Source organism: Chryseobacterium sp. T16E-39 (genome assembly GCF_002216065.1).
In the GTDB taxonomy this organism is placed as follows: Bacteria; Bacteroidota; Bacteroidia; order Flavobacteriales; family Weeksellaceae; genus Chryseobacterium.
The window spans coordinates 3595831-3619747 of the sequence record NZ_CP022282.1; the positions used below are offsets into that span (position 1 = coordinate 3595831).

At 35.5% G+C, this 23917-nt stretch carries 16 protein-coding genes and 1 pseudogene; 15 read left to right on the plus strand and 2 right to left on the minus strand.

Annotation, left to right across the window (positions count from 1 at the left end):
* Positions 1 to 6837 (minus strand): RHS repeat domain-containing protein, encoded by a 6837-nt coding sequence (locus CEY12_RS16270; RefSeq protein ID WP_089028694.1) that lies wholly within the window; start codon positions 6835 to 6837, stop codon positions 1 to 3.
* A 27-nt stretch (positions 6838 to 6864) separates the two neighbouring features.
* Positions 6865 to 7347 carry a hypothetical protein gene (locus CEY12_RS16275; RefSeq protein ID WP_089028695.1) on the minus strand — a complete coding sequence of 161 codons (483 nt, stop codon included), beginning with the start codon at positions 7345 to 7347 and terminating at the stop codon, positions 6865 to 6867.
* A gap of 610 nt (positions 7348 to 7957) precedes the next feature.
* On the opposite strand from CEY12_RS16275, the gene CEY12_RS16280 reads away from it, so the two are divergent.
* From CEY12_RS16280 to CEY12_RS16350, 15 genes and pseudogenes are all read left to right on the plus strand, one after another.
* Entirely contained in the window at positions 7958 to 8281 is a 324-nt protein-coding gene (locus CEY12_RS16280; RefSeq protein ID WP_089028696.1) for a DUF6660 family protein, read from the plus strand.
* A gap of 141 nt (positions 8282 to 8422) precedes the next feature.
* Positions 8423 to 12780: pseudogene (locus CEY12_RS16285) on the plus strand (CusA/CzcA family heavy metal efflux RND transporter).
* Position 12781: 1 nt separating this feature from the next.
* The gene (locus CEY12_RS16290) at positions 12782 to 14029 is read left to right on the plus strand and encodes an efflux RND transporter periplasmic adaptor subunit (RefSeq protein WP_089028697.1); all 1248 of its coding nucleotides are present in this window, start codon (positions 12782 to 12784) and stop codon (positions 14027 to 14029) included.
* Between the two features lie 33 nt (positions 14030 to 14062).
* Positions 14063 to 14800, plus strand: coding sequence for a methyltransferase family protein (locus CEY12_RS16295; RefSeq protein WP_089028698.1), 738 nt, complete (start codon positions 14063 to 14065; stop codon positions 14798 to 14800).
* A 34-nt stretch (positions 14801 to 14834) separates the two neighbouring features.
* Entirely contained in the window at positions 14835 to 15707 is an 873-nt protein-coding gene (locus CEY12_RS16300; protein ID WP_089028699.1) for a bestrophin family protein, read from the plus strand.
* A 19-nt stretch (positions 15708 to 15726) separates the two neighbouring features.
* On the plus strand, positions 15727 to 16623 hold the full coding sequence (locus CEY12_RS16305; RefSeq protein WP_089028700.1) for a cation diffusion facilitator family transporter: 897 nt from the start codon (positions 15727 to 15729) through the stop codon (positions 16621 to 16623).
* A 17-nt stretch (positions 16624 to 16640) separates the two neighbouring features.
* A complete protein-coding gene (locus CEY12_RS16310; RefSeq protein WP_089029903.1) occupies positions 16641 to 17060 on the plus strand; it encodes a Fur family transcriptional regulator in 420 nt (139 codons plus the stop codon).
* A 353-nt stretch (positions 17061 to 17413) separates the two neighbouring features.
* Positions 17414 to 19063 carry a heavy metal translocating P-type ATPase gene (locus tag CEY12_RS16315; RefSeq protein WP_410493970.1) on the plus strand — a complete coding sequence of 550 codons (1650 nt, stop codon included), beginning with the start codon at positions 17414 to 17416 and terminating at the stop codon, positions 19061 to 19063.
* A gap of 139 nt (positions 19064 to 19202) precedes the next feature.
* Positions 19203 to 19562, plus strand: coding sequence for a hypothetical protein (locus CEY12_RS16320; protein ID WP_089028702.1), 360 nt, complete (start codon positions 19203 to 19205; stop codon positions 19560 to 19562).
* Between the two features lie 132 nt (positions 19563 to 19694).
* Positions 19695 to 19970 (plus strand): YHS domain-containing protein, encoded by a 276-nt coding sequence (locus CEY12_RS16325; RefSeq protein ID WP_089028703.1) that lies wholly within the window; start codon positions 19695 to 19697, stop codon positions 19968 to 19970.
* Positions 19957 to 20640: an SCO family protein gene (locus CEY12_RS16330; protein WP_172821041.1), complete on the plus strand. Its 684-nt coding sequence runs from the start codon at positions 19957 to 19959 to the stop codon at positions 20638 to 20640. The genes CEY12_RS16325 and CEY12_RS16330 overlap by 14 nt, the downstream gene beginning before the upstream one ends.
* 136 nt (positions 20641 to 20776) lie before the next feature.
* A complete protein-coding gene (locus CEY12_RS16335; protein WP_089028704.1) occupies positions 20777 to 21451 on the plus strand; it encodes a superoxide dismutase in 675 nt (224 codons plus the stop codon).
* A 3-nt stretch (positions 21452 to 21454) separates the two neighbouring features.
* Positions 21455 to 21823 carry a hypothetical protein gene (locus tag CEY12_RS16340; RefSeq protein ID WP_089028705.1) on the plus strand — a complete coding sequence of 123 codons (369 nt, stop codon included), beginning with the start codon at positions 21455 to 21457 and terminating at the stop codon, positions 21821 to 21823.
* 216 nt (positions 21824 to 22039) lie between these two features.
* Complete coding sequence (locus CEY12_RS16345) at positions 22040 to 22876, plus strand: MbnP family protein (protein ID WP_089028706.1); 837 nt, start codon at positions 22040 to 22042, stop codon at positions 22874 to 22876.
* Positions 22863 to 23915: a cytochrome-c peroxidase gene (locus CEY12_RS16350; RefSeq protein WP_089028707.1), complete on the plus strand. Its 1053-nt coding sequence runs from the start codon at positions 22863 to 22865 to the stop codon at positions 23913 to 23915. Before CEY12_RS16345 ends, CEY12_RS16350 begins: the two co-directional genes overlap by 14 nt.
* Positions 23916 to 23917 lie beyond the last annotated feature (2 nt).

Genomic DNA, 23917 nt, shown 5'->3' on the forward strand with positions numbered 1-23917 from the left:
CTATTTAAAATTTATATTTATTTTAAAGTCAGTATTTTTTAATGCATTATAAATACTTTGATTGTACATTTTAAAGTTAGCACTATTGAAAATATTTGATGGAATTGCAGATTTTAAATTCCAGCCATTATTTTCTAAGAAACTAGTTCCATATTGTTGAATATGATAATGTCCCGCATTATCTAATAAACTTGAATAATCTAAGGCTGAGCCACTCAATTGTATTTCCTTTTTTGCTGCTTTTCTTAGATCTTCTCCTCCATTATATATCCTTACATGTCCCAGTTCATGTTGCATTACATAGGCTAATTGCTCTCTACTAGCAAATGCCTTATGGGATAAATATATTTTATGGACATTTACCTTTCCCTTAAGGAATCCTCTGTCAACAGTAGTGCTTTCAGTAACGCCTAGAGCTCTTTTTACAACTTTTTCTCCGCTTTCTTTAACTTCAGTATATTTGATTACACCCTCACTACAATCACACGTCATTTCTCCACCAGGTATTGCTCTATTATAAATATCATTTTTGTCAAGACCAGATTGTGTTCCAAATTGTTTTTCATACAAATCCCTTGCATAAGATCTGTCACCAACAGGAGTTTTTCCATCAACTGTATTTTCGGCCGTATCTTCTATGGCGCTGGTTTTTGTACCGGTAGAAGTTGTGTAATATCTTACAGTATAGCTGACAGCAGCAATTGCTCCTCCCATTGCAGCTCCTTTTACAATTCCTTGAAGAACATTGGTGTTATTTACGGCAGCATCAATAGCCCCACCAGCAGCACCTAGTGCAGCACCCTGAGCTACTGTTCCCCAGAATCCGTTACCGAATACATTGAGAGCACCAACACCAGCAGATAAGCCTCCCATTACAAAAGAAGTTAGGACACTTTTCAAAAAGCCTGCCTTGCTTGCGTTTCCTGTAAGAGCAGCCATTCCGGTATAGATTAATGCTCCAATCATAACAGCTTTTAGTGCTCCGATAATTAAAATAGGTATACTGATAGCAATAAAAAACTCACCATTTGGATCATTAAACATCAAAGGATTATTCATTACGTAACCATACTTATTATAATTTTGAGTATTGGTAGGATCTTGAATATTTTCATCTGCATTAAGGAATCTACGTAATAAAGGGTCGTAAAGCCTACCGTTCATGTGGATGATTCCCACTTCTGCAAAATGTTCATGACTAGTGTAGCCCCTGTCCAGTAATAACGAAGCATTATCAATAATATTTTTATCGGTAACAACAGCACCATTTCCTATTTTAAGATGAGTGAAATTACCCCATGCGTCATAATGTCTTTGTTCTAGTTTATTTCCATCTTCGTCACTAATAGCTAGTATACTTCCGATATAATCTTTGTGTAAAAATTTGTATGAACCACTGGCCTCATCGTAATTTTTGAGAAAAATAATATTGCTTTCATATGGAGTGCCTCCAATGTAGAGAATGTGTTTTTCTTTGCCGGTAGCATTCTCTCTTACTACTTCAAAGCTTCCGTCTTCACTGTAATATTTAGTGAATTTACCTTCTCCATTACTACCAAAGTTACCACCGTAAGTAACTTGTTGTCTCATGCTTGTTAATCCATATTGGAATGCAACGTCCCCTTTTTCACCGTCAATAAATACGGGGTCATTATTTTCATTATAAACAATACTTTGAATGAGATCATTATTATAATTCTGTACGCCAGTATTATTAAGGGTCATTCCTGTCGGTTGATAAACCTTCGAAGTATTTTCATACTTCATGGTTCCTATCTGGTCATTTTCTAAGATTCTACCTTTTGCATCATAAATGTTTTGTGAAAGCTGTCCTGTTCTTGGATTAGTCCATTTAATTAGACGATTATTATCATCATAAGTAAATGTCTCAGAGATGCTGAAATCACCTAATGTATTTCTAGTTTTTAGCTCATTTTTTACTCCGTCAAAAGTATAATTAACAAATAAAATACTAGGAATTCCGGCTTGCTGAGTCCAATGTTGATGATCAATATTAGTTAGATAACCACTTTCATCGTAGGTATTAAAAATTTTTGATTTTCCTAAATTTGCCTTTAATGTTTGTCCTTTAAGATTGGTTTCTAATAATGTCCAAAGAATTTTCCCTGAGTTTTTATCTTTTATCTGATACAACTCACCATTCCATGTATTGTAAACATTTTCGACATTTACTTTGGTAAGCAATCCTGAAGAATTTATGCTTTTTTCATATGAGATTACTCTTGCCTTGTCGTCGTAAGTAATTCCCTTCTGAGTAAAATATTTACCATTACTATTTTCTGATGTAGACAAAACTCTTCCTTGAGGATCATATACCACATTTGAGCTAAATCCTTTTCCTTTAGATGTTCCTGATCTTAAAGTTAATCTTCCTTTATCATCATATGTATATGTGATGGTCTTGTTAGTTGCTTGCCCATTATCTGCTGTAGAAATTTCCGTTTGAGAAATAAGTTGACTCAAATTATTATAGCTGTATTCTTTAGTTCCCTTAGGGCTGATAAGTTTTACAGGTTGGCTAAATCCGTTATATTCATATTTATATAAGCCATTAGACGGATCATTAAGTTCTATTTTTCTACCCCATGCATCATATTTCGTTGTTACAATGTTGTCACCATATTTTGCTTGTATCTGCTGTCCATCTGCATTATAAAGGAAATTAATAATTCCTCCCGGATCTGTACTTGAGATGATGTTTCCAAGAGCATCTGCTGTCTTTGAGGATGTTCTGTTGTAGCCATTTATCTCTCTAACTGTTGTAGTTAGACCGGATACTGAAGTTTCTACCTTTTTACCTATAAAAGTAGAAACCTGCCATTGGCTATCAAGCTTTGCCAAAGCCGTTGCCGTTATTTTAGAAGGAAAGACTGTGTCGTCATAATTAATTACATTCCATCGTAAAGTTACTGGGAATTGAGGTTCTTCAGTAGCCATGTCAACGAAAGGTTCAGATTCACGTATTTTCCTTCCTATAGCATCATAAAATGTGTAAGTTGCAATGAATGTACCGGCATTAAATCCTTTAGTATGAGTTTTATATTCCTGTCCCAGAGCATTGGTGAATTTTCTTGAAATATTTCCATCGGCATCATATTGAACAACTGTAATGTTTCCATTAGTATCTCTGATATGCTGATAAGAAGTGGAGCCACTTAGGTTTGATTTCACTTTCATCAATGTGCCCCACTCATTATAAGTACTTACAATACTGTTTCCTGATGGATCGGTTTTACTTATTACTTGCCCCCAATTATTATAAGTAATATCAGTAACAAGGCCTAAGTTATCAATTTGCTTGATAAGAAATTTACCTTTAGGATCATACACATTCTTTTGGATACGAGTCGTTGTATTATAACCGGTTCGTGTTAATTTTTCAGTAAGATTTCCGAATCCATCGTAAGTAAATTCATCTACAATAGCATTGTCAAAATCAGTTCCGGCAATGGTCGTATTTGTTTTTAAAAGATTATTTTCATAAGTATAGTATTCCGCCATCAGGTGGGTGCTTGAATAAGCTTTTTTCTCTTCTATCTTGGCGGATAGGCGACCTATATAATAATCTTTTCCTTGCCCTGTAGGATTATTGAAATAGCCAAATTTTTTAGTTGATGTAGAGAAGTTGCCATTAACTGTAGTTGTTATAACAGATGGTAAATAAAGATTTCCGTAAGTGACAGACGTATTTGTTGTAGTGTTGTTTAGAAAGTCCTTCGAAAGATTGGAAGAAGGTACAATTGCTGTTACTGCTCTGGATCTATCAATATCTGGAACAGTGGATACAACCTGCCCGTCTAATAATTTATCTATTTTATAATCCGTTGACTTGAATGATAAAAGTTGGGTGTTATTGATTGATAAATCTGTAGGGAAAATCTTATTTTCATCGTTTGTTCTTATTGACCATTCTTTAACAGGAAGTGCTTCCTTCAAAGGATCTATTTCTGTTCCACTCCAGATCTTTGTATTTTCAAATCCATCAGCGTACCACGATGAACGGGCTACCTGACGAAAACCGACTACTCCTCTTCCTTGTAAGTGGGCAATATGACCCCTATATCTGAAATCCTGCTTTCGATTGAATAATCTTATCTGTGTGACTGCAAAAGTTTGCGAGAGTCTATCCATTTCAACATAAGGATATTGCTCCTTTTTGATAGGGGCATACATATTAGGGTTGATAACTGGATCAAGCTCTTTGTAATCAATATTGTAAATGAGATTTGCCTGAGATATTGTAGAGATGTTCTTATCATTATTTAGATTGAAATGCTGATAGCTGATCAATTTTCTTTCACCGCTGTCAATTCCTTTTAACAAGAATAGAACTTTTGAAGTTGAATTATTAATTTTGAAATCTCCAAATAAAGGTGACACAACATATTTAGGTCTTTCAGAATAATATAATCTTTGAGCATTAAATTTCCATCTAAATTCAGGGTCGCCAATATTATATTGAGCTTCCCCGTAACTATCTATTCTCCATGTAGATAATTGAAGAGCTGGAGCATGGGTAACAATCGAGTTGACGATATCACTTTTCCCATCTCCATCTAGGTCAATTAGGCTCGTATTCGAATAATTTACAAGGCCTGTAGAAGCAGAAGTAGAAGATCTGTAATACATCAGGCCTTGAAGGCTTTCATTTAAGCCTAGGCCATCATTTAAATAAATTGCCCATCCTGTTTGATAATCATCATTGGTTGCATTTTCATGTAATGGAATAAGAACTTCCATATTTCTATCTCCATTAAGATCTCCATATTGAATACCATCGAGAAGCCCTTTAACAGTATGGGTCTTTTTTAAACTGATATAATAAGAATTGCCTCCTTTTACCAGCTCATATTGACGCAGATTGTTAAGAGGAGTAGAAATATTTCTAACAATAGGTGGGTAATAATCAAAGACATAATTTTTTGTAGAAAAAGAGACATTGGTATTTTGACTGGCTGATTCTGCAAAAATAATATCAGTTTTTCCATTATTGTCAAAATCCATAATCCCTGATTTACTCAATATACTTTTATTGACCTGAGTATTGGCATTACTAATAATATGGATGTCACCCGATGCTATGTCAGCGTCATCAACAACAGCATATCGATAACCTAAATGATTACAAGACCAGGTTAAAGTTGTCTGGCTACGGAAACATCTAGAATCCTTAATGGCAAAAATAAGTTCAGACATTCCATCTAAATTAATATCCACCTCTTTAGGGTCTTCCAGTTGGGAAAAATCAGAAATGCCATAATTAGCAGGAATATTATTCAAGGGATAAAAATTCGTAGGATAGACATACGCTGTTGGATTTACCGTTTTAGAATATTCCGTAATTAAAGGATTATTTAATGTATTTAAAACTGATCCATCAGTTTTAATTGAATAGTATTTTAAATCTATATTTCCTGTGGTATGGTCATCTACAGGAAGTGCTTTAATAAATAATAATCCTTGCTTGGTTTTTACAATATTATCGGATGGTTTAATATTAAAGTTTAATAGCTTACCAGCCTGATATGTTGCACTGCTTCCCAAATATACATAGTTCGGACTTGTGTTATTGAAAACATCAAAATAAATATAGTATCCTTCAGGTCTGCCACTTTGAGCTGGCTGTTTTACTACAAAATCTACTAAACTATCTCCATTATAATCGCCGGTAGTAATAACATCGCTATAATCTCCAAAACCATATTCATCCACTTTGGTTTTAAGTGGTTTTGCTGCGAAAAGGACGGGGTTTGCAGGATCATTGATGCTATTTCCTTCCGTAACACTTTTTACAAATTGATAGTTGACAAGTCTATTGCTGTCATCATTAATTTTTTCTGAAGTAGAATAATTAATAGTATAGCTTTTAAAAATAGTTGACTCCGTATATACAGTAATAGTACTTAGTATAGAGTACTGTATAAATCCAATACCTTTTAAATATGATGATTCAGGAATATTTCTGGAAGAATAATGAAAGTCAACTCTATTGAAATGAGGCTTTCCTACATCTTCATTTCCTCCCCATTGAATATTATTAATCAATGCAATACTACTACTTTGAGTATAATTGTAAGAAATATAATTTCCTTTTTTATCTCTCCATTTAACAATGTTATATTCTATAGGTGTTCTTGCGGTACTATTGCCGGTAGTGGTAGCTCCGTACCATGCTTGAGATCCATCTTCAAAAGTAATTTCCCAGTATTCAGGACCTTGCCAGGGCTGGGCATATACAGACCCTAGAGATTTTATTTTAACATTAGAATATTTTTCTGTTACGTACTCAGCTCCATCTTTGCCATACTGTCCTGATTTTAGAATTAGTCTTTGTCCATTAAAACTATAGTAATCTGAATAATCTAACTGCATAGCCTTTGATTCGCCGTCTTTTTCAATTGATTTTCCAGCTCTAGTTATAGTCGTTATCCCGGAAATACTCCATCCATATCCTGCGATCCCATTTCCTGATCCACTTAGATAAGATAAATTTAAACTTGGGGCAACGTCTTTTATTCCTGGTGGCAAGGCAATGGGTAGATTGAATTGTAGTTGTCCAGATGCGGTAACGTCAATATTTCCTTTTGTATTATAAAAGCTTTCATTTTGAGGCGCAAAAGTTCCAGATGGGTTATTGGCTCCAGCCCCAGAGTCGGAAGGTCCTCCGCCGGGATCTTCTGTTACTGAACCAGTCTTTGCTAGAACGGAACTTTGTTGGTGCTGAGCTGTTCTCGATATACTTTCTTTCTGTTCACGGGTCTGAGAATAGCCCCATACCGAACTCAGCGAAAGTATTATTGCTGAAAGAATTTTCATATTCTTTTTCTTATTATGGTTAATAGTTTATCGTTTGGTAATATTTCTGCTGAAGACTCGTCCATCTTTTAAGGTGAAGTTTAAAACATATACACCCCAATCATATTCGGACATATTGATTTTTAGACTTTTATTAAGTGTTGGAAGGTTCTGTTGTTGAAATTTCCAGTGAATTGTACTGTGTTGGTACAATGAAACAGATTCGATTAATCCATCTACTTCATCTGTCCAATCAATAGTGAGAACATCATTAACAGGAACTGGGTATAATCGAATCTGTTTCCAAAATGTTTTTTCATCGATAACCACATCTTGTTTTGTAGTGGCGGTTTTTATTTCCTGAATTTTTGGTAGCTCTTTTTTTGGCTCATCAGGACTTTTTTTGCCATTCACGTTTGTTCCTCTATACCTTTGGTTTCCAGCTTCGTCATACTTGAAGTAGACTTCGGTTTGAGAAAAACCAAACACTCCTACCAGTAAAGATAGTAGAGAAAGTAATTTTCTTGTCATATTGTTTTATTTAGGGTGAGTAGATGAAATGCTGCTGAGTTTGTATTTAATAGCAATTTTATCTTCTCGGATTATTATTTCAAATTTTATATGTAAGGGATTTAATTTTTTAAGTTTTAACCTCTGTTTTTCGCGTTATTTTTTATCATCATTATAAGATTGTGGCAAAATTGTATTATATCCTTTATTTGAATTCGAAAAAAAAGAGTAGTAAAAAGTTAGTACTTGTGCTCTCATGATAAATTAAGTTTTTAATTGAGCGAAAATAAATAAAAATCCCATTAAAATGAATTAAAAATATATGATTTTTATTATTAAATTTATTTAATTGTTAAATTTCTATGCTTTTTAATGTTTTTATTATTGTTTATTTGATTTTTTTAAGGTGATATTTGCAAGTGTGTAAAAATTTAATTAGAAAAATTAAAAATTATTTTTATTGGTTTATTTTTAAAATTTCTTTGTTTTAATATTCATTTTGCTTATAATTATACCTGTATGAAAAGCACTTCCTGCTAATCCGGATTTAATTGAATGCCTGTTTATTTAAAAAAAATTCTAATGTTTTCGATTTAATATTTTTTTAATAAAAAAATCTACCTTTGTCAAAGTGAACTTCTTAAGATTGATTTTAGCATTTTATTTTGTGGTGTTGTCTGTAATGCCATGTGAAGATGTGCATAAACAATCGGGTTCCTCTAAAACAGACTTTTCATTAAGTGTTGGAGAGTCTCATTCAAAGGATCAGGGTGATATCTGTTCTCCATTATGTGTTTGCAATTGTTGTCAGATGACAGTTGCTGCTTTTAAAATGGAACCTCAGATCAATATTCCCAAACAAATACCATCTTACTTCTCAAAGAAGATCCTTTTTCATAAAAACGACTTTGCCTATCAGGTATATGAAAATATCTGGCAACCTCCTAAAATTTAATTTTATTGACTCTTAGAAAGTAATGCTTTCTAACCTTACGTGAAACTTTGCAATTACATTGCAAGGATCTTCATGATATTTTTGCACTTGACATATTACAATGCCAGCGTGCATATATTTTCAATAAAATAAATCTTATTCGTGTTAGATAAAATAATAAAATTCAGCATCAATAACAAGTTTATCATCGGTATCATGACCTTGTTATTGATTATCTGGGGAGTCTGGAGTGCTACCAGATTACCCATAGATGCCGTACCTGATATTACCAATAATCAGGTGCAGATTATTACCGTGTGTCCTACACTGGCAGGGCAGGAAGTGGAGCAGTTGGTGACTTTTCCCATTGAGCAGAGTATAGCCAACGTTCCTGGTATTCAGGATACGAGAAGTATCTCAAGATTTGGACTTTCTGTGATTACCGTCGTTTTCAAAGAAGATGTTGACGTCTATTTTGCCCGGCAGCTTATTAGTGAAAAATTAAAACAGGCTGTGGAAGAAATTCCGAAAGGAGTGGGGACTCCAGATTTGGCTCCCGTAAGTACCGGTTTAGGAGAAGTGTATCAATATATTCTTCACCCTAAAAAAGGGAGTGAGAAAAAATACAATGCCAAAGAACTTCGTACCATGCAGGATTGGATTGTACGAAGACAGCTTAATGGAACTCCGGGAGTTGCCGAAGTAAATAGCTTTGGTGGTGAATTGAAACAGTATGAAGTTGCGATCAATCCCAACCGTCTTAAGGCAATGGGAGTAAGTATTACAGATATTTTTACAGCTTTAGAAAAAAATAACCAGAATACGGGTGGTGCTTATATAGATAAGAAGCCTAATGCCTATTTTATTCGTGGAATAGGAATGGTGAAATCTTTAGAGGATGTTAAAAATGTTGCTGTAAAAAATGAAACCGGAAGTGTTCCCATTTTTATAAAAGATGTTGCTGATGTACGTTTTGGAAGCGCTGTTCGATATGGGGCAATGACTTTCAATGGAAAAGTAGATGCTGTAGGGGGTGTGGTAATGATGTTGAAAGGGGCAAACAGTAATGAAGTAGTAGCGAATATTAAAGCTAAAATACCGACTATTCAAAAATCTCTTCCCAATGACGTAGTGATTGAGCCTTTTCTGGACAGGACTGATCTGGTAGGAAGAGCAATGAAAACAGTAGAGAAGAACTTAGTAGAAGGTGCATTGATTGTCATCTTTGTACTTGTTGTTTTTCTTGGAAATCTTAGAGCAGGGCTTATCGTAGCATCGGCTATTCCATTATCATTACTATTTGCTTTAGGAATGATGAATGTCTTTGGCGTGAGCGCCAACTTAATGAGCCTTGGAGCTATTGACTTCGGATTAATTGTAGATGGGGCGGTAATTATTGTTGAGTCAACGTTGCATTTACTCAATCACAAAAGCAAAGGAAGGCTTACTCAGATCCAGATGGATAAAGAAGTGGGAACCGCTGCATCAAAAATGATGAACAGTGCCATATTCGGACAGGTCATTATTCTGATTGTCTATATTCCAATTCTGACACTGGCAGGAGTAGAAGGGAAAATGTTTACACCAATGGCAAAAACCGTAGGATTCGCAATCATAGGAGCAACTATTTTGTCTGTGACCTATATTCCAATGGTGAGTGCATTGTTCCTTTCAAAAAATATTAAAAATAAAAAAACGATCAGTGATAAAATAATGGATTTTCTACAACGCATCTATCAGCCGTTGTTACAAAAAGCCATTAAAGTAAAATACATGGTTGTCTCTATAACGGTTTTCATTTTTGTAATTGCGGCCCTTATATTTAAGGGGATGGGAGGTGAATTTATCCCACAATTACAGGAAGGTGATTATGCCTTTCATTGTATCTTACCGCAGGGAAGCTCTTTAAGTCAAAGTCTTGAAACTTCTATGCAAGCCTCCAGAATTATCAAGCAATTTGATGAGGTAAAAATGGTGGTCGGAAAAACGGGTTCAGCAGAAGTGCCAACTGATCCAATGCCGCCGGAAGCTACAGATATGATTGTTGTTTTAAAACCTCAAAATGAATGGAAAACAAAGAAATCGTATACGGAACTTGCCGATGAGATCAGTGAAAAATTAGAAGCAATTCCAGGAGTGTTCTTTGAAAAGAATCAACCAATACAAATGCGTTTTAATGAATTGATGACCGGGATCAGACAGGATGTGGCAGTGAAGATTTTTGGCGAGAACCTGGATTCACTTTCGATTTATGCAGATAAAGTTGGAAAAGCCATACAGTCTGTTAACGGAGCAACGGCCCCACAAATTGAAAAGGTGAGTGGTCTTCCACAAATCAATGTAGAATACGACAGGACAAGAATTGCCAATTATGGACTTAATATTGAAGACGTTAATAATGCTTTAAGTACAGCTTTTGCAGGAAAGAGCACAGGTCAGGTTTTCGAAAATGAAAGACGTTTTGATTTAGTTGTTCGTTTGGACAGTCTTAACCGGACAAACATAGATGACGTTAATAATCTGATGATCACAACCAATACCGGAGCCCAGATTCCTTTATCACAGGTAGCCAATGTAAGCTATAAGCTTGGTCCTGCACAGATAAGCCGTGAAATGGGGAAACGAAGAATTGTGATAGGATTTAATGTAAAAGGACGTGATGTGGAAAGTGTGGTAAAAGATATTCAGGTGAAGCTTGATAAACAGATAAAATTACCATCGGGATATTACTTTACTTATGGAGGTCAGTTTGAAAATCTGCAGGAAGCAAGTAAGCGGTTAACGATTGCTGTACCGATTTCATTATTCCTCATATTTATGTTGCTGTACTTCACTTTTCACTCTTTTAAACAGGCAGGTCTCATCTTTACGGCTATTCCAATGAGTGCTATCGGGGGATATTTGCCTTGTTGTTAAGAGGAATGCCATTTAGTATCAGTGCTGGAATAGGATTCATTGCCTTATTTGGAGTTGCGGTACTTAACGGAATCGTTTTGATAGGAACTTTTAATGAACTCGAAAAGGAAGGAGAAAAAGACATTTTAAAAAGGGTAATCGAAGGAACGAAAACAAGATTACGTCCTGTATTGATGACCGCTACCGTAGCGTCACTAGGATTTTTACCAATGGCGATATCAACGGGTGCCGGAGCTGAAGTTCAAAAACCTTTGGCAACAGTCGTGATCGGTGGATTGATTTCAGCAACCTTCCTGACATTATTCGTATTACCGATGTTGTATATCATTTTTAATACAAAAATTCCATTTAAGAAAATAAAGATGAAACCATTAACTCCGGTAATTATTCTTGGGTTTTTAATGATGGGACAAATAACAAGCGCTCAATCTAAAACACTTTCTGTAGAACAGGCTGTGGAAACGGCAGTTGAGAATAATTTATCCCTAAAATCTAAAGACTTGAGTATTCAGTCTGCGGAAGCATTGAAGCCCACGGCGAAAGAATTACCCAAACTGGATTTTAGTGCTCAGCTCGGACAATACAACAGTCCACGGTTTGATCAGTCTTTTACGATCTCACAAAGTATTCCTTTTCCTACTCTATTTAAAGCAAGGAAAGAATTAATTTCTGAAACCGTAAAAAGTAAACAGGTTGATAAGGAAATTTCAGTTAATGAATTGGTAAAACAGGTTCGTTCTTACTATTTTCAAATTGAATATTTACAATATAATCAGACACAATTAAAGAGTCTGGACAGCCTATACCGGGATTTTATCCGTATTGCAACCGTAAGGTTCAAGGCCGGTGATATCAAAAAGATTGAAATAAGTACCGCTGAGACACAGCAGGGTGAAATTAGTCTTTTATTAAATCAAAATCAGGTGTATCTGAATAATGCATATAAAAATTTGAAGGTTCTTCTCAATACATCTGAAGATTTTGAAATTCCCTATAGCAGAAATTATGAACCTTTAAAGGCAGAAAATGTTCTGGATACTAATGCTGTAGATAATAATCCTTCAATAAAAGCTCTGTATCAGGAAATGGAAATTGCTGAAAGAAATAAAAATGTAGAGAAAGCACAGGGATTACCAGATTTCAGCATTGGATATACCAATCTTTCATTGATGGGGCTATATCCTGAAAATGGACAGGAAGTATTTTATAATTCAGGAAGACGTTTTAGTGCTGTGACTTTGGGGATTGCAATTCCATTGACTTTTGGAGCTACAAAGGCCAGAATTAAATCATTGGACTATCAGAAACAGGTTGCAGAAGCCAACGCAAAATATCAGAAAAACCAACTTTCTATACAATTAGAAAATGCTTTTACACAATATCAACAGGATACGCAGCAGTATAATTACTATGTCGGACAGGCTATACCTAACGCTGATAAAATTGTAAAAGCGGCCCAATTAGGATACAAAACAGGGGAAATTACTTATGTAGAGTATCTTTTTGCCTTACAAACTGCTACCAATATTCAATTAAAATACTTAGAATCTATTCAACGGGTTAATCAATCTGTAGTTACTATTAATTCAATAATTAATAAATAAAATGAGAAAAAAACACATCATCATATATTTTGCATTCCTTTCTTTATTGGTCATAAGTTGTGGGAAAAAGAAAGATGAAGCTGAGACTGCTGCGGGGAAAACAGAACAAAAAACTGAGAAGCCCGCAGAAGTCCCTCAAACTATTGCTTCATTAACAGAAGAACAAATGAAGGCAGTCGGAATCACTTTGGGAACAATTGAAATGAAGGAACTTACTTCAACAATTAAAGCAAATGGTCTGCTGCGCGTACCCAATAATAACAAAGCAACGGTAACGTCCTTGTACGGAGGAATTATTAAAACCCTGAATGTACAGGTTGGAAGCTTTGTCAGTAAAGGACAGGTTATTGCCACCATTGCCAATCCTGAATTTATCAGACTGCAAGAAGATTATCTTACTACGAATAGCAGAATCACTTTTGCAGAGCAGGAATACAGAAGACAGCGGGAACTTTTTGATAATGATGCCGGAGCGAAGAAAAATCTTCAAAGCTCAGATTCAGAGTTAAGAACATTAAGAACCAGAAAAGCTTCCTTATTAAGACAGCTTCAAATGATGGGAATAAGCCCGGGTAATGTGAGTAATGCTAATATGAGATCAGGGCTTGTTATTACGGCGCCTATCAGTGGGACGATCAGTAGTATTGCTGCACAGATTGGAAGTTATGTAGATGTTTCCTCTCCGGTGGCTGAAATTATTGATAATCAATCGATTCATTTGGATTTACAGGTTTTTGAAAAAGATCTTCCGAAAATGAGGGTGGGTCAGATTGTTCATTTTAAATTAACCAATAATCCTGAGACAGAATACGATGCAAAAGTCTATAGTATAGGTTCTTCTTTTGAGAATGACAGTAAAACGATCTCAGTGCATTGTAATGTTACCGGAAATAAAACGGGATTGATTGATGGAATGAATATTACAGGAATTGTAAGTCTCGACTACAGTACAACTCCCGCCATTCCTAATGAAGCTATTGTAGAGGCAGATGGTAAGTTTTATGTCTTTATTCAAACAGATAAAAAACCTGAAGAGGATCATAGCGAAGAAGAGCCCAAAGTAGAAAAGCCCAAGAAAGAGACGAAATCCATCAACTTTGAAAAGATAGAAGTGGTGAAAGGCTCTTCTGATATGGGGTATACAGCGATAACTCCGGTTTCTGAAATCTCTCCTGAGACTAAGATTGTTGTTAAAAGTGCATTCTTTGTTAATGCTAAACTTACCAACGGCGGTGAGCATGAGGAATAAGTCACCACAAAAAAACAAACAGGAAAATCTAAGATGGCTCTAAAGGAAGAACTTGAAAAACAAGGAAACTGGTTGTTTAAATATAGAAGTACTTTACCGATAGGTATTTTGTTTATCGGTTTAGTAGTTTCTATTCAAAACAATTTAAAGGAAGAAACGACCAGCTGTGTCATTCTCTACGAATTTGCTTGCTTATTAGTAAGTGTTATAGGCCTAGGGATCAGGGTATATACGGTGGGATATACTCCTAGGAATACATCAGGGAGAAATACTGCCGAAGGGCAGGTGGCTGATACACTCAACACAACGGGAATTTACAGTATGGTGAGGAATCCATTATACTTGGGCAACTTCTTGATGTGGCTTGGACTTGCTATGTTCACCGAGAATTTATGGTTTATCATTTCATTTGTTCTTTTTTATTGGATCTACTATGAAAGGATAATTTATGCAGAAGAACAGTTTTTGGAAAGAAAGTTCGGTGAAAAATATAGAAGATGGGCATCTAAAGTACCGGTTTTTATCCCTAACTTAGGATTGTTTACGAAGAATGAGATCTCCTTCAGTATGAAAAAGGTTTTGAAGAAGGAAAAGAATGGTCTTTTTGCAATGTTTCTGGTTTTCATGGTGTTTGATTTAATCCAGGAGTCAGTAAAAAATCATTCTGATCATAATTTATTTTTTATTTCAGGTACTATTCTTACAATGATTATTTACATTGTTCTGAAAGTATTAAAAATGAAAACTAGATTTTTAGAGAATAACAGGTAATAAAGGATTAGAACTTAATTAAAAAAAAATAATTATGTTATTAAACAAAAGATTATCCATTTGGTATTTCATCAATGAAATCAAATCCCAAATCCTTTTTATTTTCATATTTGCAGTGTGCATAGGGCTTTTAGATTTGCTCCCGGGATTTCGTAAAATATCACTTCCACTGAATGTTCCTGCGCTTGTGGGAACTGCGGTGTCCCTGTTATTGGCTTTCCGGACATCACAATCTTATGAAAGATGGTGGGAGGCAAGGATTGTTTGGGGAGCTATTGTTAATGATTCCCGCACGCTAACCAGATTGGTGATGCAGTTTTTGCCAGAGAAGGAAACAAGAGAATTTGCTGAGCGGCAGATTATTTGGACGTATGCTTTGGGGGAATCTTTAAGAAAATTACCTTTTTCCAATCGGGTACAGGAATATATAGATACTCATCAAATTCGGGCCTTAAATATTCCTAATGCCCTTCTGGATGAACATTCCCGGCAGGTGAGGGAAGCGGCTTCTGTAAAATCTATTTCAGAATTTCAACAATTACAGCTTAATGATGCTATTACTAAGCTTTGTGACAGTATGGGAAAATGTGAAAGACTGAAAAATACCGTTTTCCCCAGATCATATAGTATTCTTGTTCATATTTTAATCTATGTATTTGCTGCCATACTACCCTTTGGTCTTGATGATAACCAATTAATAGTTGAGATTGCAATTACGATCTTGGTTCCTACCATGTTCATTGCAATAGAAAGGACCTCGATTATTATGCAGGATCCATTTGAAAATACACCTGTAGATACACCAATGACTTCGTTGGCGCAGACGATTGAGATTAATATAAGACAAATGATTGGGGAGAAGAATGTTCCAATGAAGAAAGAAAATCCTTTATACTACGAAATGTAATCAAACCTTTTCTGAAATGATGGACGAAAAAAATACACAGACCGTTTCAGCGGCGAGTAAACATAAGAAAAATCTTCTGATCGTATTATCTTTGAGTGGAACATATCTTATTGCTGAGGTAATCGGAGGAGTTATTACTAATAGCCTTGCCCTACTTGCCGATGCAGCACATATGCTTACGGATGTTGTTGGGTTGCTTTTAGCATTTATCGCTATAAAAATAGGTGAGCGGAAGGCTGATTCTAAAAAGACCTTTGGGTATTATCGGACGGAGATCTTAGCAGCGGTAATTAATGCTGTAGTATTACTTGGGATCTCTCTGTATGTTTTATATGAAGCATATCAAAGATTCCAGAATCCACCGGAAGTGCAGAGTAAATCAATGCTGATTGTGGCAGGGATCGGTCTCATTGTAAATATTGTAGGGATGATGATTCTTAGAAAAGATTCTGAAGCAAGTCTCAATATGAAAGGAGCCTATTTTGAAGTGCTTTCTGACATGCTGACCTCCATAGGAGTCATGATCGCAGGTGTTATTATGCTGACTACGAATTGGTACTATGCAGATCCGATAATCTCAGCAGCAATTGGACTGCTGATCTTTCCAAGAACATGGCGACTTCTCAAAGAGGCTGTAAATGTTTTATTGGAGAGTACTCCAAAAGATGTGGATATAGATCAGCTGCGGACATCATTAGAACAGATTCCGGGAGTCAAAAACCTGCATGATCTTCATGTGTGGTCACTTACCTCTGGGGTTAATGCCATGAGCGCTCATGTTGTTAAAGATGATACAATGGCCCAAAATCAGCTGTTAGAAAAGCTTACAGAAGATACAATGACTAACTTTAAAATCAGTCACACTACTTTTCAGATTGAAGAGGAGGGGTATAAAGAAGGGGTGACCCATTCTTAATTTTAAAAATAATGAAAATGAAAAAACACATCGAAGATAAGCTCATAGATAAAAATACCAAGCCCACAAGTATGAGGATTCTGGTCTATGATTTTTTAAGCTCTCAGGAAGTGGCTTTGTCATTATCTGAGATCGAAGATTATTTTGAAAATGCGGACCGGACTACAATTTACAGGACCTTAAAAACCTTTGAAGAAAAAGGGATCGTTCACAGTATACAGGAAAATACGACCACCAAGTATAAACTTTGTGATGATGACTGTGATGAAAAAACACATAAAGACTGGCATCTGCATTTCTATTGTAAAATATGTAAACAGACGACATGCAGAGAGGATATATCTTTTCCTCAAGATGTTCAGGCTAATTTCAGGATCGATGAAATAAGACTTTTTGCAAAAGGCATTTGTGAAAGCTGTCTTGAAAGTTTGCAATAGTATTGCACATGTTTAAAAATTAATTTTGTTGAAAATTATAAGTTATGGAAGAATGCTGTAATACAAAACCTCAAAAAAAAGAACACAATCACTTTGAAGGAGATGGTCACGATCACGGACACTCTCATGATACCTCAGACAAAACGACTTTTCAGCTGTTTTTGCCTGCCGTAATTTCTTTTGTTCTATTAATGATAGGAGTCGCTTTAGATAATTATATAAAAACAGAATGGTTTACCGGCTGGGTTCGCATTGTTTGGTATTCAGCTGCGTATATTCCTGTGGGACTTCCCGTATTGAGGGAAGCTTATGAAAGCATCATCAAAGGAGATGTGTTTTCGGAGTTTTTCCTGATGGGAATTGCTACGATTGGAGCATTTGTTATTGCTCAGTATCCGGAAGGGGTGGCAGTGATGTTGTTTTATGCCGTTGGAGAAGTATTTCAAACGTTAGCGGTTACAAGAGCAAAAAGTAACATCAAATCATTGCTGGACCAACGTCCCGATGAGGTAACTGTTTTAAAAAACGGTCAGCCACAAACTGTAAAGGCGGAAACGGTAGGTATCGGTGAAATTATACAATTGAAGTCTGGTGAAAAATTAGGTCTGGATGGAGAGTTACTATCAGATTCTGCATCATTCAATACAGCTGCACTTACGGGTGAAAGTAAACCTGATACAAAATCAAAAGGCGATACCGTTCTTGCAGGAATGATTAATCTGAATACGGTGAGCCAGGTTAAGGTGACTACAGCTTACCAAGATAGTAAGCTGAGCAAAATATTAGAACTTGTTCAAAACGCAACTGCACAAAAAGCTCCAACTGAATTATTCATCAGGAAATTTGCAAAAGTATATACTCCGATTGTTGTACTTCTTGCTATATGTATCACATTATTGCCTTACTTTTTTGTAGCAGATTATCAATTTAAAGATTGGTTGTACAGGGCTTTGGTATTTCTTGTGATCTCTTGTCCGTGTGCTTTGGTAATTTCTATCCCATTAGGTTATTTTGGAGGAATTGGCGCAGGGAGCAGAAATGGGATTTTATTTAAAGGAAGTAATTTCTTAGATGCTCTTGCCAATATTCAGAATGTAGTGATGGATAAAACCGGAACTATGACGGAAGGGGTTTTCAAAGTACAAGAAGTAGATTTTAAATCTGAATTTGATAAAAATGAAATCCTGAAACTGGTCAACCTTTTAGAAAGTCAGAGTACTCACCCGGTAGCAACTGCCATCCACGAATATGTTGGAGAAATAGATCATTCCATTCCAATGGAAAATGTAGAAGAGATCGCGGGACATGGTTTGAAAGCAACAATTAATGGAAAGGACTTACTGGTTGGAAACTTTAAGTTAATGGATAAGTTCAGTATCCAATATGATATCAATCCGGATAACATTGTCTATACATTAATCGCAGTTGCTTATGACAAAAGATTTGTAGGTTATCTTACTATTGCGGACAGCATTAAGGAAGATGCACAATTGACTATAAACAAACTGAAAGCATTAAATATAAAGACAACGATGCTAAGTGGTGATAAAAGCTCCGTCGTAAAATATGTGGCAGACGCTTTAGGAATCCAGAATGCTTATAGTGATTTGCTTCCTGAGGATAAAGTGAATAAGGTAAAAGAGATCAAAGCAAAAAATCAGACAGTTGCTTTTGTGGGCGACGGAGTAAATGATGCGCCGGTCGTTGCTTTAAGTGATGTAGGAATTGCTATGGGAGGACTGGGAAGTGATGCTACGATTGAAACTGCCGATGTTGTTATACAAGATGATATGCCGAGTAAAATTCCAATGGCAATTAATATTGGAAGAAAGACAAAACAGATTGTTTGGCAAAATATCGTTTTAGCATTTGTTGTAAAAGGAATTGTTTTAATTCTGGGTGCAGGAGGGTTAGCCACCATGTGGGAAGCTGTATTTGCAGATGTGGGAGTTTCTTTGATTGCCATCCTGAATGCAGTAAGAATCCAACGGATGAAATTTTAAACATCAACATAATTAACTAAATAAAAAGCTCCACTGACATTCAGTGGAGCTTTTGCCTTAAAAAAAATATCAATGACTTTCATCATAAATTAGGCATAAGAAAATTTTGAGTAGTATATTTGCGGGATAGAATTGATCATTGAAGTTTTTCATATCCATATTCATTATTTTTACCATAGCAATACGTCCTGTTTTGCCATTAGTGAATTATGCGGTTAACTATGATTATATTGTTAAGAATCTTTGTGAAAACAGAAACAAGCCAGAGTCTACCTGTAAAGGTAAATGTTATGTAGCAAAAGAATTGGCTAAAACTGAAAAACAATCCAGCCCCCAAGTGATAAAGATTTCTGTGATAGATGTATTTCTTTCCAATGAAATCCTCTCTTTCTCACATAAAATAGGAGCTGATCATCTGCAAAAAGAAGCCAGTTCAGGCTCTATCAATTTTTGCACTTCAGAATATTTTTCCAGAATATTTCATCCTCCTTTAGGATAGTATAGTTATCATTAAACTAATTTATTCGTTGAAATGTTAGGCGTATGGTCGTTTTAAAAACCATTCACGATGTAATTGGTATATAATTTATTTCTAAACTATTTTATTCATTATTAATTTCATTTCAATCTAATGAAACATATATTCATTTTGACAGTATTGCTGTCGGTGTCCTTATTTTCCTGTGCCCAGGAAACTCCTAAGGTAAAACATAGTAAAAGTATGAGTACTCCTACAGAAAACCTTAAAAATGTAAAAGTGGTCAATGCTGAAGATCCGGTGTGCCATATGAAAACGGCAGACTATTTAAAGTTTACGTCAACTTATAAAAATAAGGTGTACGGTTTTTGCAGTGCTTCATGCAAGGACGAATTCAATAAAAACCCTGAAAAATATGTCCAAAAATAAAAAAACAACCCAAAGTTCAAAAAGTAAGATCATCATTCCTATTGCGGTTATTGCTATTATTTTTCTTGGAGTAGGTTTCGGAATGAGCTATTTTAAAAAAAGCTTTTATACAGTCATGAAAGTTCCCGATTTTGAACTTACTGATCAGAATAATAAAAAGATTACCAATAAGGATATGCTGGGGAAAGTATATCTCGTAGAGTTCTTTTTCAGTAAATGTCCCACCATTTGTCCGGTGATGAATAGCAATATGAAAGTGATCGAGGAAGAAATCAACGATCCTGAATTCGGGATTATTTCCATCAGTATCGACCCATTAAATGATACCCCCGAAACTCTGAAAAAGCACGCTGACAGAATTGGAGTAAAGTCTCCGAACTGGCATTTTTTAACGGGTGACAGGACATATATTGGAAATCTTGCCGATCAGTTCAACATTTATGTAGGCGATAAAGAAGATGAAGGTGAAAGCCTCAATCACAGTGGGATGATTGCCCTGGTGGATCAGGAAGGAAATATCCGATGCAGATATAATAAAGACAACATGCCGATTTTATATTATTCCGGATTAAACTATAAAGATCCTGAAGGAAAGGAAACGGAGCTTACCGGAAAATATCATCCGGATAGGGAAAGACTGATTGAGGATATTAAAAAGCTTTTAAAGTAGTTGAAAGTTGAAAGTTGGAAATTGAAATTGGAATGTTTCGGGAGTTATCTATTTGGCAGGCTTTATTAACTTCCTTCTTCCAGCATCGTGCTTCCTACTATAAAAAAATATTGTTAAACCATAAATACAAAACATTATGAAGATTATGAAAATCGCTGCCTTAAGTGCAGTTTTCGCGGCGCAATTTGCTTTTGCACAATTCAAGCAAACCCCTTTATCGTACGCATACAATGCGTTGGAAGGTTCAATTGATGCGCAGACAATGGAAATTCATTATACAAAACATGCTGCCGGGTATGTAAGTAACCTGAATAAAGCTATTGCAGGAACACCTCAGGAGAAAGAAACTTTATTCCAGATCCTTTCTAAAGTTTCTACTTTAAGCCCTACCATCAGAAATAATGCAGGGGGGCACTTTAATCATGAGCTTTTCTGGACGATGCTTACTCCTGTGAAAAATACTCAGCCATCTGCTAAACTATTAAAAGCGATTACTGAAACTTTTGGAAGTTTAGATGCATTTAAAGAGAAAATGGGTAAAGCCGGAGCGGAGCGTTTTGGTTCCGGATGGGCTTGGCTGTCAGTTGATAAAAACGGAAAGTTATTTGTGTCTTCAACTCCTAACCAGGACAATCCTTTAATGGATGTGGTAGAAGAGAAAGGAACTCCGATCTTGGGGATTGATGTTTGGGAGCATGCGTATTATTTAAAATATCAAAATAAGAGAGCTGATTATCTTACCGCTATCTGGAATGTATTAAACTGGAAAGAGGTAAGCAACAGATATGAAAATGCGATAAGCAAAAAATAAAGTATGAATTATATTTGCAGCATATTCCTAACCTTCTATATGGTGTTCAGACCTCTGATCCCCATCATGGAATATGCTGTAAATTATGATTATATCGTTGAAACTCTTTGTATCAATAAAGACAAGCCAGAACTTAATTGTAATGGTAAATGTTATTTGAGTAAAGAGCTTGCTAAAACCAACGATACAGAATCAACACCCCTATCCAAAGGGAAAAATTCCGGACAGAAAATTCTTGATATTTACATTCTTCCGGATATCGCAGAGATAAAAAACACATGTCAACAATATAGCTCTAACTTTAATTTTATTTACCAAAAGAATTATTCTTTTCTTTTTCTAAAACCTATTTTCCGGCCTCCGGTTTTTTAAGTTGTTTATCCATTTTAGCCACTCAGTTTTTAAAGTTCACATGAAGTGAAAATCTCAGATTTTCAAAAAACTTAAGTGTTCTTCATAATCGTTTCATTATTCACTTTAAAGATTCTAAAGTGTTTAAAACTTTTGTGTCTTTTGTGGTTAAAAAAATGAGTGTCTCCACATTCAAAGATATTTTTATTCAAACAAATACAACTTAAAAAATCAACAATGAAAATTTATAAATTTTTATCATTATTCTTTATTGCCTTTACTTTATTAGCTGTTTCTTCTTGTCAAAACAATGACGATGATGATAATCCACAGGATACCACACCCGGAAATCTTCAGATCAAATTTGAAAACGGATTCAATAATCTGGGCGGAATTGTTCTTAATCAAACGACTCAAACCTCTTCCAGTGGGCAAAAGCACCAATTTTCCACTTTAAAATATGTGGTGAGTAACATCAGCCTGATCGATGAGAATGGAAAAGAGTTCAAATACAATGAAAACAATCCTGATAAAGGGGCTTTTATCATAGATCAGGCAGATGCGGTAGCTGGAATTGTTTATGTAAATCTTACCGGGATTCCTAAAAACAATTATAAAAAAGTAAAATTCGGATTGGGGATCAGCCAGAATGCTTATCTCCTGGGAATGGATGGACAAGCAGAATTCTGGAATAAAGCAAAAGCAAAAGGGATGTCATGGTCATGGGCTGCCGGGTATGTTTTTGTGAAGCTGGAAGGGAAATACGGCACAGCCGCTGCGGATAAAGAATTCATGAATCATACCGGGAATATGGGAAATGTTACTGCTAACAATACTCCAAATCTATACCGGGAAATTACTTTAGATCTTCCAACAACAGCCAGGGTGACTGGCAAAATAAGACCGTCGATTCATATTCTGGCAGATCTTAATCAGTATCTAAGCGGTGATACAGCACTTACATTAGATACAAATAATGATATGATGATGGGATCAAGCCAACATTTAGTGAATGTAACGAATAACCTTACCAAAATGTTTTCTGTAAATCATGTTCATAATGATGAAGATTAGAAGTATACTGAAAATTGGGTTAATTATTGTCGGCCTTTTTAATACAATTTCATGCTCTGATGAGGTTATTGAACCCTTGGAAAAAGACGAAGCTTATAACCTGCAATTTCCATCTTATTTTCCTGAAATGACTTTTGATAAAGCGGGAAATCCGGTCACCAAAAATGGAGTAGAACTAGGTCGGAAATTGTTCTATGAAGGAAGGCTTTCACGTAATAATACCATTTCATGTGGTTTCTGTCATATCCAGGAGAATGCTTTTACCCACCATGGGCATAATGTAAGTCATGGTGTGGATGACAGGATTGGAATACGGAATGCTCCGCCTATACAGAATATGGCATTCTTAAAAAGATATATGTGGGACGGGGTAATTCATAACCTGAATGAACAACCTATTATTCCAATTACTGATGCTAATGAAATGGATAGCTCGATGCCGGAAGTAATTTCTAAACTGAATATGGATGATAAGTATAAAAAACTTTTCAAATCAGCTTACGGTGACGAAAATATTACGGGAGAAAGAGTTTTAAAAGCGTTATCCCAATTTATGGTGACAATGATCTCAGCGGATTCAAAATATGATCAGTACAAGCAGGGAAAAGCCACTCTTACATCAGTTGAAGCGCAGGGAATGGCATTGTTTCAGCAGAAATGCTCGACCTGTCATAGTGGAGAATTATTTACAGATGAAAGCTTTCGAAATACCGGGATGTATTATAATACGCAATTTAAAGATGCAGGTCGTTACCGGGTAACCCTGGATCAAATGGATTGGATGAAATTCAGGGTTCCCAGTTTGAGAAATGTTGAATATACGGCTCCTTATATGCATGACGGAAGGTTCTACACATTAGATGCTGTTCTTAATTTCTATTCGGATAATGTGGAAGATAATGCTAATCTTGATCCGCAGCTTAAACAAAATGGACATGTCGGAATTGCAATGACTACTGTTGAAAAACAATCAATTATTGCTTTCCTGAAAACATTATCTGATAAGAGTTTTATTACCAATCCTAAATTCTCTGAATAAAT